A 15069-nucleotide genomic window follows, 5' to 3' on the forward strand; every position below is an offset into this window, starting at 1 on the left:
GATCTGAAATGTCCGGCATTTTCCGGGGAAATTCGATTAAGTTCACAAAGGCAGGATGAACAGTGCTACAATAAGAAACATACGCGGGGGTGCGGTGAGCTGAGAGTTCCGGACCTTATCCGGGACAACCCCTTGAACCTGATCCGGGTAATGCCGGCGTAGGGAGCGCGGCCGATTTTTCCCATTGCAGACGCTTCAACACATCAGGGCTGAGCAGCCGTATCCGCGCAGGATGCGGTTTTTCTTATTTAGAGAGGTGCCACCATGCTTGTGCGGGAAACTCTCACGGGTGTTCAGCTCGAAGGGATCGAAGATCTTGCGGGGAGGATCCTTTCGGGGGCGACCCCCCTCTCACAGGACGAAGCCGTCGAGATACTGAACAGGGTCGCTCCGGGAAAACCGCTCTCCCCCCTCGATGCGGCCCGATTTTTCCTCACCGATGACCCGAAGATAACAGCTCTCATGATCGAGAGAGCAGGGGAGCTGAAGAAGACCCTTTTCGGGAAGCGGATCGTTCTCTTCGCCCCCCTGTACATTTCGAGCCGGTGTCATAACAACTGCATTTACTGCGGTTTCAGGAGTGAAAATCCGTCGAGACAGGAGATCACCCTCAGTCCCGAGGAGGCTGCCGGGGAAGCATCGCTCCTCGTGGCGAAGGGCTACCGGAGGTTGCTCCTGGTTTGCGGTGAAAGCGCGGGGCCCGGGCAGGCGGACTATATCGCCGATGTCATGAGGTCGATATACGGCACGACCGGCATACGGATGCTCCACCTCAACTCGGCCCCGATGCCGGTTGCGGAACTGCGGAAGATCAAGGAGGCGGGAGCGGGGGTATACCAGGTGTTCCAGGAAACCTACCACAGGCGCGCCTACCAGGAGATGCACCCGTCGGGGAAAAAGGCGGATTACCTGTGGAGGCTCTCCTGCATGGACAGGGCCGTTCAGGCAGGATTCGATGACCTGGGAATCGGTGTGCTCTTTGGCCTGTATGACTGGAAATTCGATGCCATAGCCACCGTGCTTCACGCAACCTATCTCAGGGAACGTTACGGCTTCTGGCCTCACACGCTTTCGGTCCCCAGATTCAAGTATGCCACAGGAGCGATGTTGCTCAGCCCTCCCCACCCGGTTTCGGATACCGATTTTTTGAGGATCGTTGCCGCCTATCGCCTCTGCGTCCCCGCGGCGGGTGTGGTGGTATCGACCCGCGAGCCGGGATGGCTGCGTGAGAAGGCCCTTCATGCCGGCGCATCGCAGATAAGCGCCGGGTCACGGACGTCGCCGGGCGGGTATGGAAGGCCCGCACATCCCGGGAAGGGCGAGCAGTTCAACGTAGAGGATAAGAGATCCCTGGACGAGATGATCGAAGCTCTGATCGAAGGTTCCCACATCCCGAGCCTCTGCACGAGCTGCTACCGGAGCGGAAGGACCGGCCAGAGGTTTACGGGAATTGCAACGGAGGGCAAAATAAGCGATATCTGTCACGCAAATGCGCTTCTCAGCCTGGCCGAGCATGCCCTGGGGCTGGAGGACGAGAGCCTGGCCGGGAAATGCCTCGACCTGGTAAGAAGGGAGTCGGCTTCCGTGGCCCCGCATCTCGAGGGGGAATTTCAACGGCAGCTGGAAAGGGTTCTCGGCGGGGAAAAGGACAGAAAGTTCTAAAGGAGGGAATGGCGCGGTGGAGCTCATCGTGAACGGGTCGAGATATACCTTCGAAGGCCGGGTGAGCGTCACGGAGATGCTCGAGATACTCGAAATCAGGAGTTCCCGTGTGGCCGTCGAGCTGAACAGGAAAATCGTGGGGAAGGGCGACTACGGGACAACCATCCTCCGGGACGGCGATAGGGTAGAGGTCGTCCATTTCGTGGGGGGCGGATAGAAAAACAAGGAGGCAGCCATATGGACACGGCGCTCGCGATAGGAAACCGGCAGTTTCAATCGAGGCTCATCCTGGGAACCGGAAAGTACCCTGACTTCTCCACCATGGTGAAGGCCCTCGAGGTATCGGGAACGGAGATCGTCACCGTCGCAGTGCGGAGGGTCGACCTCACCGACAAAAGCGGCGAATCCCTTCTCGACTACCTGGACGACTCCAAGTACCTGATTCTTCCCAACACGGCTGCCTGCTACACGAAGGAGGACGCGATCAGGACGGCCATGCTCGCACGGGAGGCGGGGATGTCCGATATGGTGAAGCTCGAGGTCATCGGTGACGAGAAGACGCTCTTCCCGGACACGGAGCAGCTCATCGAGGCATCCGAGTATCTCGTCAAAGAGGGATTTACCGTTCTTCCCTATACCAACGATGACCCGATCGTGGCCAGAAAGCTGGAGGATGTAGGCTGCGCGGCAGTCATGCCGCTGGCTGCCCCCATCGGTTCGGGGCTCGGTGTGCGCAATCCCTTCAACCTGAGGATCCTGCTCGAACAGGCACGGGTTCCGGTCATCGTCGATGCCGGCGTGGGCACGGCATCCGATGCGGCTATCGCCATGGAGCTCGGCTGTGACGGGGTGCTCATGAACACGGGGATCGCCTGCGCCCGGGACCCGGTGCAGATGGCGGAGGCGATGAAGCTCGCGGTCATGGCCGGCCGGAAGGCCTTCGTTTCGGGGAGGATCCCCCGAAAGCTCTACGCCACCGCATCCAGCCCCCTCGACGGGACGTTTTTCTGATCTTCCCATGGAAACCGGGGAAATAGATTTTCGTGTTTATCTCATAACCGACCGTCATCAGGCAAAGCGTGGGGATCTTCTCGAGGTGCTCGAGGAGGCACTCGAATCCGGGATAGGTGCGATTCAGCTGCGGGAAAAAGACATGACGGGAAGGGATCTCTTCCAGCTCGCATCGGAGGCCAGGAAGCTCACCGCGAGGTACGGCGCGAAACTCTTCGTAAACGACCGGATCGACGTCGCACTGGCGGTTACGGCTGACGGTGTGCATCTGGGTGAGGCGTCGATCCCCGTGGCGGATGCGAAAAGGATCTGCGGCGGCATGACAGTGGGGCGTTCGACGCATTCTCTCCAGTCGGCAAAGAGGGCCGAGGAGGAAGGTGCTGACTTTCTTACTTTCGGGCCTGTTTTCAAAACGCCCTCGAAGGAGGCCTTCGGTCCTCCCGCAGGAGTGGCAAAGCTTGCCGAGGTGGTCAGGGCGGTAGGCATACCCGTTTTCGCGCTGGGAGGGATAAAGCCGGCTACGATCGATCGCGTGATGGCTGATGGGAAGCCATTCGGGGTCGCGCTCATATCGGCGATCATTGCCGCACCATCGCCGGGTAATGCGGCTGCCCTCTTTCTCGAGAAAACAGCCGTGCCCGGATAGGCTTCGTTTGGCATGGCGGTCAAATGAGGAGTTGAAGGGATGGGTCCATCAGGATGGAGCGTTTACGTCATCACCGATTACCGCCTCTCGGGGATGAGGCCCCATGCGCTCGTGGCGGAGGAGGCATACCGGGGAGGTGCCGACGTGGTGCAGCTCAGGGACAAGGAGCAAACGCCCGGTGAACTCCTCAAAACAGCCCGCATTCTCCGGGAGATCGCCGAATCCTTCAAAAGAGTCTTCATAGTAAACGACAGGATTGATATTGCCCTGGCTTCCTTAGCCCACGGCGTCCACGTGGGGTATGATGACTTTCCCTACCCGGCTGCGCGCTCGATTTACCCGGTGCCGCTTCTGCTCGGTGCTTCGGCGGGAACGGCCCAGGAGCTCAGGGAGGCCTGCGCGGCAGGTGTCGACTATATCGGCGTCGGCCCCGTGTTCGAGACCAGGGAGGCAAAGAGGGACGCGGGCAGCCCCGTGGGGCTATCATTCATAAAAGAGGTGAGAAAGGCGACGGACATACCTCTTGTGGCCATAGGGGGCATCGACCACGAGAACGCCGCCTCGGTTATTCAGGCGGGAGCGACTGCCGTTGCCGTTATCTCGGCCGTGGTCTGTGAGGATGACATGTGCCGGAGCGTGAAGCGGTTGAGGGACGTCGTCTTGGAGGCGAAACAGTCGCGTTGAAAATTTGCAAGGAAAAAAGGGACGACACGATCACCCCCCTTTCGAGGGGTAATTTCCTGGCGCGCCCTGGAGGATTCGAACCCCCAACCCCCTGGTCCGAAGCCAGGTGCTCTGGTCCATTGAGCTAAGGGCGCACCAATTTTTTTAAATTGTAAGGGGTAACGTTCGCCGTGGCAAACGCAAAAGTGAATCGAATGGATGTCAGGCCCGGCGGATTGCCCGAAAAAAAAGAGGGGTCTTTTCCCGACGCCTCTGTATGATGCTGATAAAGAGGTTAAAATGAAAAGAAAAAGCGATTTTCACCCGGGCGTATTTTTTTTCTGCTGCCGGGATCGGGTCAAAGAGCACAGAGAGGGCTCGCTGTTCACAGTTATTCCTTTTTGGAGGGTTTGTTGAAGGTGATTGCCGTTACAGGGAGGTCGGGTGAGGGGAAAACGACCCTCATCGAAAAGGTGGCGAAAGAGTTATCGGCCCGGGGGTTTAGCGTCACCTACATCAAGCACTCGCACCATGACTTTTCTTTCGCTCCCGAAGGGAAGGATACCTCACGGATTCTTGGATCGGGAGCGATGAGAGCGATCTTTTGCGGGGAGAGGATCACGGTGGATATCTCGAAAAAGGGCAGGTCGCTCGGCGATGTCCTCAATGCTGTGGATCGGGGTGACGTAGTCCTCGTTGAGGGTTTCGGGAACGAGGACATCCCGGCGATCGAGGTGACGGGGAGCGGGGATGATAGCCTGCTCAGGGGGAAAAATATCGTCGCACTCGTCAGCAGGAGCAGGGTGGGCACCCACATTCCGGTTTTTTCCCCGGAAGACATAGACGGGATCGTGAAGTTCATACTTGGCATGCCCGACGGGCGTGACGATGATCATGGACAAGGAGGGACAGATGATAGCGTATGAAGACGGGCTCAAAATCATCCTGGATTCGGTGAATATCCTTGGAACGGAAAAGTTACCCCTGGTAAAGTGCGGCGGCATGGTGATCGCCGAAGATGCATTCGCCAGGTCAGATCTCCCGCCCTTCGACAATTCAGCGATGGATGGCTATGCCGTCGTCGCCTCCTCGACCAGCGGGGCGACCCGGGAGAGCCCGGCCGTCCTGAGGTTCGTCAGGGATATCCCTGCCGGCATAGCTGAATCCTATACGGTCGGGCCCGGGGAGGCGGCCAGGATCGGCACGGGGGCGAAAGTGCCCGGTGGTGCCGACACGGTGGTGATCGTTGAGGAAACGGAACTGAAGGGCGAGGAAGTCTGGGTTTTCAGGGAATACCCGCCGGGGTTGAACATCCGCAGGGCAGGCGAGGATTTCACCGCGGGTGAACGGGGGATACCTGCGGGGAAGCCCATCAGGCCTTCGGAGATATCCTTTCTCGCCGCCAACGGGTACGCAGAGGTCGAAGTATACAGGAAGCCCCGGGTGGGCATACTCTCTTCGGGCTCTGAGCTCGTTCCCCACGGTCAGGAAATATCGGGAGCGAAGATCCGCGATTCCAACGGCCCGATGATATGCTCCCTCGTGGAGAAATATGGGGGGGTTCCAGAGATACACGGGATCTTTCCCGACGATGAGGGGCTTTTGACCGCGTTTGTCAGGGAAAAGGCCGAACGGTTCGACTTCTTCATCACCTTCGGCGGCATATCCATGGGGGCCCACGACTACCTGAAGACGGCTCTTGAAAAAGGAGGGGCGAGGATGGCCTTCTGGAAGGTGGCAATTCGCCCGGGAAAACCCTTCGGATTCGGAAAGCTGAAAGAGACGCTGGTTTTCGCCCTTCCCGGCAACCCGGGATCGGCGTTTGTCACCTTCGAGGCTTTCGTGAAGCCCGCTCTCTGCAAGGCCCGGGGCTTCATGCCCCCTTACGGGGAGTACCTGACGGCAACCCTTACCGAAGACTTCCCGAAGAAGGAGGGAGTCACGGTTTTCAGCAGGGGAAATCTCGAGGGTGAGTTCCCGGCATACCGGTTCTCCCCGTTCAAGAAGCAGGGTTCGGGGATGATCAGCACGATGGTCGAAACGAACGCGATTATGATCGCTCCCGCAGGCTCGGAGAAGATTTCGAAGGGAGAGACGGTCACGGTGTTTCCCACATGAGGAGCGCGGCCATTCTCGCCGGGGGCGCCGGAAGGAGGATGGGAAAACCGAAAGTGTTCCTCGAGTCGGGGGGCAAGTACTTTTTCGAGATCATTGCAAAGAGCCTGGAAAAAGCAGCCGGGGAGGTACTCATCGTCACCTCCCACGATATCAGCCTCCCGAGAGTCCCCCCGAATGTGTCCGTCGTCACCGATCTGATCAGCGGGGTCGGGCCCCTCGGCGGAATTTACACGGCACTCACGCACGCTTCCGGGGAGAGTGTATTTATCTGCGGGGTGGACATGCCGCTCCTGTCTTCCGATTTCGTCGAGTACCTGTTCGATGTCTTCGAATCCGATTCTCAAACCGATCTTGACCTCGTCATTCCCCGCGCTGGTGGACGGACACACCCGCTCTGCGCCGTTTACAGGAAAGAGGCTGCCGGAGCTGTCGGGAGACTGATAGGTTCCGGGGAGAGGAAAGCGGTGAGCGTCGTTGGGAGCCTGAAAGCGAAAATCGTCCCCGAGGCAGAGATCGAATCTGAGCCGGGGTACAAAGATTCCCTGGAGAACATCAACACGCCCGGGGAACTCAAGATCTTCTCCCACCGAACGGATTAAAAAGCTATCTGCCGGCATGTTTTTCCACGGTGCGAATACCCTCACCGAGAAACAGGTTTCTGACGATCACCTGCTGGATGGCCTCAAAGAGGATCCCCGCGAGAGCTCCCGCTGAGAGGTTGTTGCATAGCAACGAGACGGCAGCCGTTACGAGGACGGTGAGAATCGTACCCTTCCGCACCAGGCAGTCTTTGGCAAGGGATGCGTGAAAACCACCCACGAAAATCAGCAGAATGCCCAGGAAGGGGAGGGGAAAACTGAGGAATATGTCGACCATGCTCCCCGATGGAAGGAGGGCGAGGAGTAAAAACAGGCCGCCCGCTATCAGCGTGGCCCTGTTGCTCCTTGCCCCGAACCTGTAGTGGGCCGTGAGTCCTCCTGCACCGTGGCACATGGGAATGCCGGAGATCAGGCAAGAGAGAAAATTTCCCGCCGTTATCGAGAGGGTCAAGTTTTTTGTGTTCACCCTTGCCGAGGAGCTCGAGAAGAGGTCTTTCGCTGTCTGCGCCGTTGCCATGACCGAGTTGCCTATCGTCAGTCCAAGCTGCGGGATGATGAGAGCAGTCAGGACGAAGGACAGATCCCGGATGGAAATTTCGGGCATGCCAGGTGAAACTGGCAGGCCGGGAGATGGCTCGAGGGCGCCGGCAGGAGAGAGTCCCGCGATGATCAGGCCACCGATCAAAACCGGTAAAATGGGAGGCAGGGATTCTGTTGCCAGGTACGTCACGGAGAGCAGCGCGAGGGCCATTATCGAGAGCAAGATTCCTCCTGCTGAGAGATTGACGCCTGCTTTGACGAGCATGATACCGAGGGCAAGCTGGATCCCCCGCACTACCGGCAGGGAAAACAACCTTTCCAGCAGGTCGGCGACTCCCGGGATAAGCAAAAGGAGAATCACCGCTGCGAAGGCGAGTCCCGCAACCCTCAGCGCGTGATGCGGGAGCCCCTGAGCCAGTGCGACAGCGGCCATCGCCTTCAGGGGTTGTACGGGCATCGGAACCCGGAAGAACAGCGCAGATCCCACATAGAAAATCCCCGCAGACAAAAGGATCCCCCTGAGGTCAAAGCCGTTTTTGATAACAAGCGCCAGGGTGATGGGAATCAGGACGCCGATGTCGCCGAAACCGCCGGCTATCTCGTTCAGAATGGTGCGTTTCTTATTGTCTGTATCCCGCAGAATGGCGATCTTTTGCCGGAGCAGTCCCAGGGGGAGCGTTGCGGACGATCTCCTTGGTGAAACAATCAGTCTGGTTGTTCGGTGGCGTCTCAATTAACGATCTCATCCTTCAATGGGTCTTTCGTCCTGATGCACACTCTGGCGCGCCGGGGCTATCCACCTATCGTTGCCATACACCTCTTGAGATAACCCTCGCCGGAGTAACGATGGTACATATGCCCGGCTGGTTTGGTGGACAAAACCTTCCTTGCGATGGCCCGAATTTCTCCGTCGACTGCCCCCCCTCTCAGCGCACTTTTTACCTCCTCTTCGGTTCCCCCGAGGAGACAGGAGATTAATTTTCCATCGGCGGTAATTCTCAGCCGGTTACAGTCACCGCAGAATGAGCTGCTCAAAGGGGAAATCAGCCCGATCTTCCCTTTGAACCCCCTCACCGAATGAACGCGGGCCGTTTCACCCGCCTTCCGCATGCCCTCTTTCGCCCCGAACCTTATCTTCAGGATCTTTTCAATAGATGAAACGGACAGAAAGCCGTTACCGTTGTGCTCTCCGATGGGCATCTTTTCTATGAACCGCAGCTCCACGGGCATCCTCCGTGCAAACTCGAGAAAGTCCTCTGTCTCGTCTTCATTGAAGCCCGGCAGGAGAAGGACGTTCACCTTGACGGGAAACATCTCGCAGGCTATCAGCGTCTCGATTCCCTCGAGAACCCTCTCCAGGTGGTCGGAGCCGGTGAGGGCCTTGAATTTTTCCGGGCGCAGCGTATCGAGACTCACATTGACCCTGTCGAGGCCTGCGCGTTTCAGCGTTTCAACGTGGTCGGCCAGCAGGACCCCGTTCGTCGTCATGCAGAGCTCGAGGGCAGGAGCACGCTTTTTCACCCCGGCGATAAAGCCTCCTATCCCCCTCCTCAAAAGGGGCTCTCCCCCGGTGATCCTTATCTTCGAAATACCCATAGGCAGGAGAATATCGATCAGTCGGGTAAGCTCTTCGAAACTGAGGACCTCCTCTTTCCGCTTGAGGACGATTCCCGAAGGAGGCATGCAGTAGGAGCACCTCAGATTGCACCTGTCGGTTACAGAGACCCTGAGATACCCTATCCGCCTGTCACTGCAATCGCTGAGATACCCTGAACTACCCTCCTTCGGGGGATGTTGCCCGTGATTCAGCACATTTTCCTCCAGTCTCACGAAGAGGGGGAAGGGGAAAAGGGGATAGGGGAGGAGGTATCCTCCCCCATTTTCATGCCTTCACGAGCTTAACGCGCGTGTCGTAGAATGACGAACTCCCGCCTATCGGGTCGCTCATGCATGCATTTTTGAGATACGGATCGACGCGCAGTGCCGCGTTGATGCATATCCCCGTACCCCTTCGCTTGTCCCCTTTCACGATTTTCCCGTCGATGTCGGCATCTGCCGCACCGTATCCCCAGTGACCGAAGTGCCACGATACGGCGACGACACCGGGCCGTATGCCCTCGATAACTTTGACCTTCCCCACCATGCCGAACGGTTTTCTGTTCGGAAGCGGCCATTTCCCGGCCCTGTTCGTCGCCGATATTACCGCCGCCCTGTCACCGTCGGAAAACCGGAGATCTTTCGCCGTCTCGGTATTGATGAGGATGTAGTTCTCGGGCAGTATGGATGACATCCAGTAGTTGGTGGGAAGTGTCCTCGAGTGGCCCCCAAAGATGTCTTTATAGGTGATCAGCGCGAGGGGGAAGTCGCTGTCCTTGATTTCCTTCCCTGATGCATCCCTGACGGTCTCATAGATACCGAGCCCCGAAAATCTCTCTCCGCTCACGGAATTATTCGCCAAAGCAACTTCCTCCACGTAGAGGTTGAACATCTTCCCGAACCGGTATTTGAGGAAACCATCTTTTCCCACCCTGTCTTTGCTCCACTCCTCCCACCTTCCGCCGCGGTTGAGCAGGTAAATGGTTTTCCTCCAGTTTTCGGACCCCACCGCCTTTTCCCACCTCTTCGGGTCGAAAACGGTTGGTTTGAGATGCCGGCGGGCATCCAAAAAAAGCTTCCTTTCCGAAGTGTCCGCATCGGGCAGTTCTTCCCCCTTCTTGTCTCCCCATGCGATGTTCGCTGCCAGCTTGAGGTAGAAGTCTTCCGGTCTGGTGAAATCTTGCCCCGGCCCGAAGGCATCCTTGCCGCAACCCGGGAGACCGAGTTTTTCACCGATGGCCAGCATGACGGCTTCCATGGAACCGTGTACTTTTTCTCCGTACACCTCGACAACTTCCGTAAGGGGGGTGACCGTGGGCTGGCGAAACTTCGACGATTTGAAAAGGGACGTAGGCGGCGTGTGCGGTGAGCCGAAGCGCTCCCAGATAGCAGTATCGGGGAAGATATAGTCGGCGTACATGGAAGTCTCACCGATGACGATATCCGTCGTGATCACAAGAGGTATCTTCTCCGGGTCAGCGAGGATCTCGAGTGCCGTGTGTGCCGCCGGGGTGGAATATCCGGGGGTTCCCTTGTGAATCCAGAGGATCTTCGCCGAGTAAGGATAACCGTCTGCAGCCGAGGGGATGATCTCCTGGTACACGTTCGAAGAGAAGGGGAACCAGGGCCGTTTCGCGGGATAGCCGCTAAATAATGTGCTCTCCTCGTACGATGACTTTTCCCTGGTTATCTTGTGCCCGAAGGAGACCAGTCTCCCGGGATGCATTTTCTTGAAGTCAAAAGGCCTTCCCAGCTTGTCCCCCATCTCGTGCCAGTGACCGCCACCTATCGCCATCCCGCCTTTCCAGTCGCTGTTGCCCACCAGCATGTTCAGGGTGATGATAGCCTGGGCGTTGTAGTAGCCGTTTGTATGCTGGACGGGCCCCCTGTAGAATTCGACGCAGGCGCGCTTTCCGTGGGAAGTCAGTTCAATTGCCACCTCTTCGATATCCAGCACCGGGATGCCGCATATGTCCGACCATTCGCTGAGGGTCTTGGAGAATGCATACTCTTTGAGGAGCAGGAAAGCGGTTTTTACCCTGATTCCGTTTATTTCCCCCTCGAACTCGAGATCCCCGCGCCGGGGCTTGTTCCCGTCTTCAGGCGTCACCGCGACGGGTTTTCCCCGGGAGATAACAACGAACTGATGCTCCCCGCCGACTCCCGCATCCTTGGCGCGAAGCAGAGCCGTCGGGCCATCGTCGTCTATCCGAACGAGGTACGTGGCGTTGGTCCAGGTAGGCTCCCCGGAAGCCACCGCGGCGGCCTTGTTGGCGTTTTTGAGGTATTTTTCGTCGTAGCGGTTGTGCTCTATCATGTAACGGATCATTCCGTTTGCAAGGGCCGCGTCCGTTGACGGCTTGATCGGCAGCCATTTCCAGGCCTTTGCGGCGGTCTTGCTCAACCTCGGGTCGACTACGGCTATTTTCAGCCTGCCCGATGCCCCCCCGTCGGTTATCATTTCCGCCATGATGGGAGGGCCAAAGTTCGCCTCGAAGGCACCGGTCCCGAAAAAGAGTATGAACTCCGAATTCAAGGCGTCCGGTTTCATGTGGTGTTTTCCGCCCTTCCAGGCGCCCTTGGCATACTGGTCGGTGATCTTCTCGTAGGCGATGTGGTGTGACTGCTCGCAGATGGTTGTATGCTCGATGAAGTTGACGCTCCCGAAGCTTCCGTTGACCCATCGTTTGGCCAGTTCCTTCCTCCCGTGCTCGATCCGTCCCGCCTGAAAGACGAGCTGATTGTTCACGGGGCCGAGATCGGGATGGTCCGGGTCGATGAGAAAGCCGAGGTTTTTACCGTGTTTGCCCTTGAATGCCGGAACTTTCATCGCTCCAGAAGCCACTTTGCCCGCGTCGGCGGCCATGTCGTTCGCTATTTTCGCGTCCTTCAACCCGAAGACATCCCGAAAGCCGGAAACGGTATTGTTCTCCCCGATCGATGCGAACAGCTTCCCTCCCTTGACGATCTCATCGATGGCCTGGTCGAAGGGAATAACCCGCCATCGGTTAGATCCCCGGGGGCCGTTTCTCTTCAAGACCTTAGCGATCCTGTAAGGGTCATACTGGGTCTGGACGCCCGCCTGCCCCTTTGGGCAAACCTTCGCATCGATCTTGACGGCATAGGGCAGGGGTGAGTTCATCGTTAGATGGGGGGTCATGTTCTGCGGCGAGTAGGGATTTCCATCCATCTTTACGGCAATGCCGTCTATGATTTTGACCTTGATCGGACAGGCGGTATGGCACTGCAGGCACACCGAGTAAATTACATTTTTCGGATCTGCGAAGGGATACGCCAAACCCTTGTATCCGGCTGCTTCGACCTTGCTGAGGAGCCCCAGAGCTCCCTCGATCCGGTTCATGAGGAGCGCCGATCCGCCGATCAGGGCTCCCGATTTTATCAGCTCTCTCCTCGTTAGCTCGAATCGTGGAGAATGCTCCTCGACAATACAGGAATCCTTTTTGCTTTTCTCTTCCATAGTGCCCTCCCGTTACTCGTGGCATAACGTGCATGATGCCGGAGATACGATGTTGCAGCACTTCCTCGGTGCGTAGCCGACATAGTAGACTCGAGGTGAGGTTCCGAAACTTTCGTTGATCCTTCGGGTCCCGCTCATTCCGATCAACTCCGAGACCAGTGATTTCGGATCCCTCCCGTCTCCAAAGTACATCGCCCTGCCGATGCAGGTGGAGACGCAGGCTGGAATCAACCCCGCCTCCAGCCGGTGAAGACAGAAGGTACACTTTCTGATCGTCCCCGAGAGTTTTTTGCCCTTTCTCGTGTGCTTGCTCCCATTTTCGAAAAATTCCCGCGTCTCATAGGGCTCGATATTTGGTGTCCCGTCGGTGTAGAAATCGCCCTTGTCCAGGGAAATGGCCGTGTAAGGACAGGCTTTTACAGCTTCCTCCCCTGCCTTTGGATTTTTCTTAAGCTTCTCATAGTTCAGGATGACGATTCCGTCGGACCGTTTTTTTATCGCTTCCTTCTCGTGTTTGTCGCAGGCTTCCTTGCAGGGTGGATCGTCGCAGTGCTGACAGTTCGTGGGCATGGGAAACCTGTCGAGATCCGGGTAGTCCCCGCTTTCGACGCCATAAACAACCCTGTACGACATGCCGATAGGAGTTACGTTTTCGGCCATGCAGGAAACGGCGCATGCGTGGCACTCGATGCATTTCCTCATGTCGACTACCATCACCCAGGACCTGTCGGATTTCTTCTTTTGAAGCGCCCTATCGAGGTCCTCGTGCATCCTTACAAGTTCTCCCGTAGCCATGATTCCTCCTATTCTGAAATGTTTTTCCCCTCCGCTGCGCGTGTTTTCATGGAAACTTGAATTGTTTTTACTCCGTAGACACAAGAAGTGTGCCAGAAGGAAATGGTTCAGGGATCTATTGCCGGGTGAGTTGCAATTCAAAGGGCCAGGTGGAGTAAGCATTCTTATTGCAGATCAATAGGTTGGGGGTTTTCCATCGATTGTGAGATGCAAGATGCTTTTTTATTGGAAGCTCCTCTTATCACGGATTTAAGGAAAACGGCACTGAATCAAGGGGGGAGAATCGGGGTCGGTGAGTGTAACCTGTCCCACAACCGTGGTGTCCCACAGAGACGGAACATCACCGGTAATAATCCCTTTTCCACATCCACCTTCCCTCATCTATCGTCGGCCCCATGCGGGCCAGCTCAACGCGCAGGGGAATAATCCTTTTCCCCCAATTAAGAGATGTGTTCTCTACGGGATCTATCCCCGTCCCCAAAGATGCGTTCTGCTGGGAATCGTTACATGATAAACACGTCCGCTTCGATCTTGCCCCCGGGTTCACGGGAATTTACGAGGCACATGACCTCCCGCTTCATCAACATCCTTTCCAGGAGCGGCTTCGGACGTGCGCCGACGAGGGAGACGATCTCCGCTGGCTTCAGCCTGTTGATGTGTATTTTTTCTTCCTCATCGTATATGTTCCGGTTCTTTTTCCCCACCCGGGTAACCGTCAACTCGAAGGTGTCCCCGTCCAGGACGTGGACGACGTTACCTATCAGGAAATCTTTGTGCGACATTTTGGCCCTCCTTTCTGGATAGGGTTTGACTGCAGTTGCCGAGCTACAGGAGATAAATTTCGGCCTCTATGTTCCCCCGGTCGTCCCGGCTGTTTACGAGGCAGGACACTTCTTTTCCGATCAGTGCCTTTTCGAGAAAGGGTTTCCAGCGATAATCGTTCTGTGTGAAGATGAGAAACGGTTTTATATCCACTATATGAATCCTCTCCTTGCCTCCGTAGGCGCCCTGATTGGCTCTCCCGGTTTGCGTAACCTCGATCTCGATGGAATTCTCGTCGATAACGTTCAGCACGCACCCTTTGATGAAATCTTTCATGGCCTCAACCTCCCCTTTTCAGATCCGGTTTCACCTGCCCCCGCAAAGAGCTCCTGCGGTGAGCATCAAGCCGCTCCCGCTTCGTCACGGACATCCCGGTCCAGGATGTACACATCCGCCTCGATACCTCCGCTTGCACGGCGGGCCCCGACAAGGCACATAACCCCGCTCCCTGACAGCCTCGGCTCGAGAAAGAGGTTTGGGCTCACCCTCTTCAGGATCCCCATCATGTTGGTCTTCAATTCCTTTATGTGTACTTCCTCTTCCGCGCCGTATTCAAAATGGTGGTTTCTCACTACCTGCGTTACCTCTACGGCGATCCGATCCGGATCCAGAACTTTCGTGATGCGCCCGACGAGCAAGTCTTTCATCGTAAACCTCCGCCCATTTTCTTTCCGGTACACGCGGCCCACGATGTCAGGGGCGGGCCCTTCGGGGTTGGCCGTGCCGTAACCTTCGGGGGGGGATATGTCGGCAATTTTTCCATCCATACCGAAGGGCGCCTCCCGTTAGACATCGTTAACGGATCCTTCCTCCTCTGGCAGAGTTTTCAACCGTCTGGCTTTCGGTAATAACAAAAAGCGTGCCAGGCGGGCGAAAATGGTGCAACCTTCACTGGCTGCGGGAGGCTATGCCGGCCCGTCACCGGCCAGGTGAAAAAAAAATGTGCATAAGAGTCGTCAAATTCTCAAATATCTTGGCAGCTTAGGAAACCCCGCGCCAGCCGGTGACCGAATGAGCGGGTATCCCCGTCACGATACGTCTCCTTTTCGAGAGGGAGCGAGGGGCACATATGAGGTTCTTCCGATGAGATAAAAGTGTAACCTGACACACACATGTGACACCACGGGAGGCGAAAATGC

Annotated in this window: 15 protein-coding genes, 1 tRNA gene and 1 riboswitch; of the genes, 8 read left to right on the plus strand and 8 right to left on the minus strand. The window is 56.9% G+C overall.

Translation table 11 applies throughout. The annotated features are described in order from the left end of the window. Positions 1 to 75: 75 nt before the first annotated feature. Positions 76 to 182: riboswitch (TPP riboswitch) on the plus strand. Between the two features lie 82 nt (positions 183 to 264). Genes hydG through thiE (GTN70_09790) form a run of 5 tightly spaced genes read left to right on the plus strand, consistent with a single transcriptional unit; the run spans position 265 to position 4003 of the window. Then, complete coding sequence (gene hydG / locus GTN70_09770) at positions 265 to 1662, plus strand: [FeFe] hydrogenase H-cluster radical SAM maturase HydG (protein ID NIO17263.1); 1398 nt, start codon at positions 265 to 267, stop codon at positions 1660 to 1662. Positions 1663 to 1678: 16 nt separating this feature from the next. Continuing rightward, entirely contained in the window at positions 1679 to 1879 is a 201-nt protein-coding gene (gene thiS / locus GTN70_09775) for a sulfur carrier protein ThiS (protein ID NIO17264.1), read from the plus strand. Positions 1880 to 1899: 20 nt separating this feature from the next. Next, positions 1900 to 2673 (plus strand): thiazole synthase, encoded by a 774-nt coding sequence (locus GTN70_09780; protein NIO17265.1) that lies wholly within the window; start codon positions 1900 to 1902, stop codon positions 2671 to 2673. A 7-nt stretch (positions 2674 to 2680) separates the two neighbouring features. Further along, entirely contained in the window at positions 2681 to 3319 is a 639-nt protein-coding gene (gene thiE, locus GTN70_09785) for a thiamine phosphate synthase (GenBank protein ID NIO17266.1), read from the plus strand. Positions 3320 to 3358: 39 nt separating this feature from the next. Further along, positions 3359 to 4003: a thiamine phosphate synthase gene (thiE, locus tag GTN70_09790; GenBank protein NIO17267.1), complete on the plus strand. Its 645-nt coding sequence runs from the start codon at positions 3359 to 3361 to the stop codon at positions 4001 to 4003. Positions 4004 to 4060: 57 nt separating this feature from the next. Here the strand turns inward: thiE (GTN70_09790) and GTN70_09795 are convergent. Continuing rightward, positions 4061 to 4137 (minus strand) — tRNA-Arg (locus tag GTN70_09795). 258 nt (positions 4138 to 4395) lie between these two features. On the opposite strand from GTN70_09795, the gene mobB reads away from it, so the two are divergent. The 3 genes from mobB to GTN70_09810 are packed head-to-tail and all read left to right on the plus strand — an operon-like array spanning position 4396 to position 6699. Further along, the gene (gene mobB / locus GTN70_09800; GenBank protein ID NIO17268.1) at positions 4396 to 4908 is read left to right on the plus strand and encodes a molybdopterin-guanine dinucleotide biosynthesis protein B; all 513 of its coding nucleotides are present in this window, start codon (positions 4396 to 4398) and stop codon (positions 4906 to 4908) included. After that, a complete protein-coding gene (locus GTN70_09805) occupies positions 4895 to 6100 on the plus strand; it encodes a molybdopterin molybdenumtransferase MoeA (GenBank protein ID NIO17269.1) in 1206 nt (401 codons plus the stop codon). Before mobB ends, GTN70_09805 begins: the two co-directional genes overlap by 14 nt. A 38-nt stretch (positions 6101 to 6138) precedes the next feature. Beyond that, complete coding sequence (locus tag GTN70_09810) at positions 6139 to 6699, plus strand: NTP transferase domain-containing protein (protein NIO17270.1); 561 nt, start codon at positions 6139 to 6141, stop codon at positions 6697 to 6699. 4 nt (positions 6700 to 6703) lie between these two features. Here GTN70_09810 and GTN70_09815 read toward each other — a convergent pair whose 3' ends face one another. From GTN70_09815 to GTN70_09845, 7 genes are all read right to left on the minus strand, one after another. Continuing rightward, entirely contained in the window at positions 6704 to 7972 is a 1269-nt protein-coding gene (locus tag GTN70_09815; protein NIO17271.1) for a hypothetical protein, read from the minus strand. Positions 7973 to 8031: 59 nt separating this feature from the next. Next, complete coding sequence (gene moaA, locus GTN70_09820) at positions 8032 to 9051, minus strand: GTP 3',8-cyclase MoaA (GenBank protein NIO17272.1); 1020 nt, start codon at positions 9049 to 9051, stop codon at positions 8032 to 8034. Between the two features lie 70 nt (positions 9052 to 9121). Further along, positions 9122 to 12313, minus strand: coding sequence for a molybdopterin-dependent oxidoreductase (locus GTN70_09825; protein ID NIO17273.1), 3192 nt, complete (start codon positions 12311 to 12313; stop codon positions 9122 to 9124). Between the two features lie 12 nt (positions 12314 to 12325). Then, positions 12326 to 13108 carry a 4Fe-4S dicluster domain-containing protein gene (locus tag GTN70_09830; protein ID NIO17274.1) on the minus strand — a complete coding sequence of 261 codons (783 nt, stop codon included), beginning with the start codon at positions 13106 to 13108 and terminating at the stop codon, positions 12326 to 12328. Positions 13109 to 13611: 503 nt separating this feature from the next. Then, positions 13612 to 13890: a hypothetical protein gene (locus tag GTN70_09835; protein ID NIO17275.1), complete on the minus strand. Its 279-nt coding sequence runs from the start codon at positions 13888 to 13890 to the stop codon at positions 13612 to 13614. Between the two features lie 43 nt (positions 13891 to 13933). Beyond that, positions 13934 to 14206, minus strand: a complete 273-nt coding sequence (locus GTN70_09840) for a hypothetical protein (protein ID NIO17276.1) — start codon at positions 14204 to 14206, stop codon at positions 13934 to 13936. Positions 14207 to 14271: 65 nt separating this feature from the next. Next, positions 14272 to 14697 (minus strand): hypothetical protein, encoded by a 426-nt coding sequence (locus GTN70_09845; GenBank protein NIO17277.1) that lies wholly within the window; start codon positions 14695 to 14697, stop codon positions 14272 to 14274. Positions 14698 to 15069: the final 372 nt, after the last annotated feature.

It is taken from the genome of Deltaproteobacteria bacterium, from assembly GCA_011773515.1.
GTDB lineage: Bacteria > Desulfobacterota > Deferrimicrobia > J040 > J040 > WVXK01.

What these genes read in the sequence shown, in the direction of transcription:
- hydG (NIO17263.1), top strand. Translation starts at nt 265, where the DNA reads ATGCTTGTGCGGGAAACTCTCACGGGTGTTCAGCTCGAAGGGATCGAA.
- GTN70_09780 (NIO17265.1), top strand. Translation starts at nt 1,900, where the DNA reads ATGGACACGGCGCTCGCGATAGGAAACCGGCAGTTTCAATCGAGGCTC.
- thiE (NIO17266.1), top strand. Translation starts at nt 2,681, where the DNA reads ATGGAAACCGGGGAAATAGATTTTCGTGTTTATCTCATAACCGACCGT.
- thiE (NIO17267.1), top strand. Translation starts at nt 3,359, where the DNA reads ATGGGTCCATCAGGATGGAGCGTTTACGTCATCACCGATTACCGCCTC.
- GTN70_09805 (NIO17269.1), top strand. Translation starts at nt 4,895, where the DNA reads ATGATAGCGTATGAAGACGGGCTCAAAATCATCCTGGATTCGGTGAAT.
- GTN70_09810 (NIO17270.1), top strand. Translation starts at nt 6,139, where the DNA reads ATGGGAAAACCGAAAGTGTTCCTCGAGTCGGGGGGCAAGTACTTTTTC.
- GTN70_09825 (NIO17273.1), bottom strand. Translation starts at nt 12,313, where the DNA reads ATGGAAGAGAAAAGCAAAAAGGATTCCTGTATTGTCGAGGAGCATTCT.
- GTN70_09830 (NIO17274.1), bottom strand. Translation starts at nt 13,108, where the DNA reads ATGGCTACGGGAGAACTTGTAAGGATGCACGAGGACCTCGATAGGGCG.
- GTN70_09835 (NIO17275.1), bottom strand. Translation starts at nt 13,890, where the DNA reads ATGTCGCACAAAGATTTCCTGATAGGTAACGTCGTCCACGTCCTGGAC.
- GTN70_09840 (NIO17276.1), bottom strand. Translation starts at nt 14,206, where the DNA reads ATGAAAGATTTCATCAAAGGGTGCGTGCTGAACGTTATCGACGAGAAT.
- GTN70_09845 (NIO17277.1), bottom strand. Translation starts at nt 14,697, where the DNA reads ATGGATGGAAAAATTGCCGACATATCCCCCCCCGAAGGTTACGGCACG.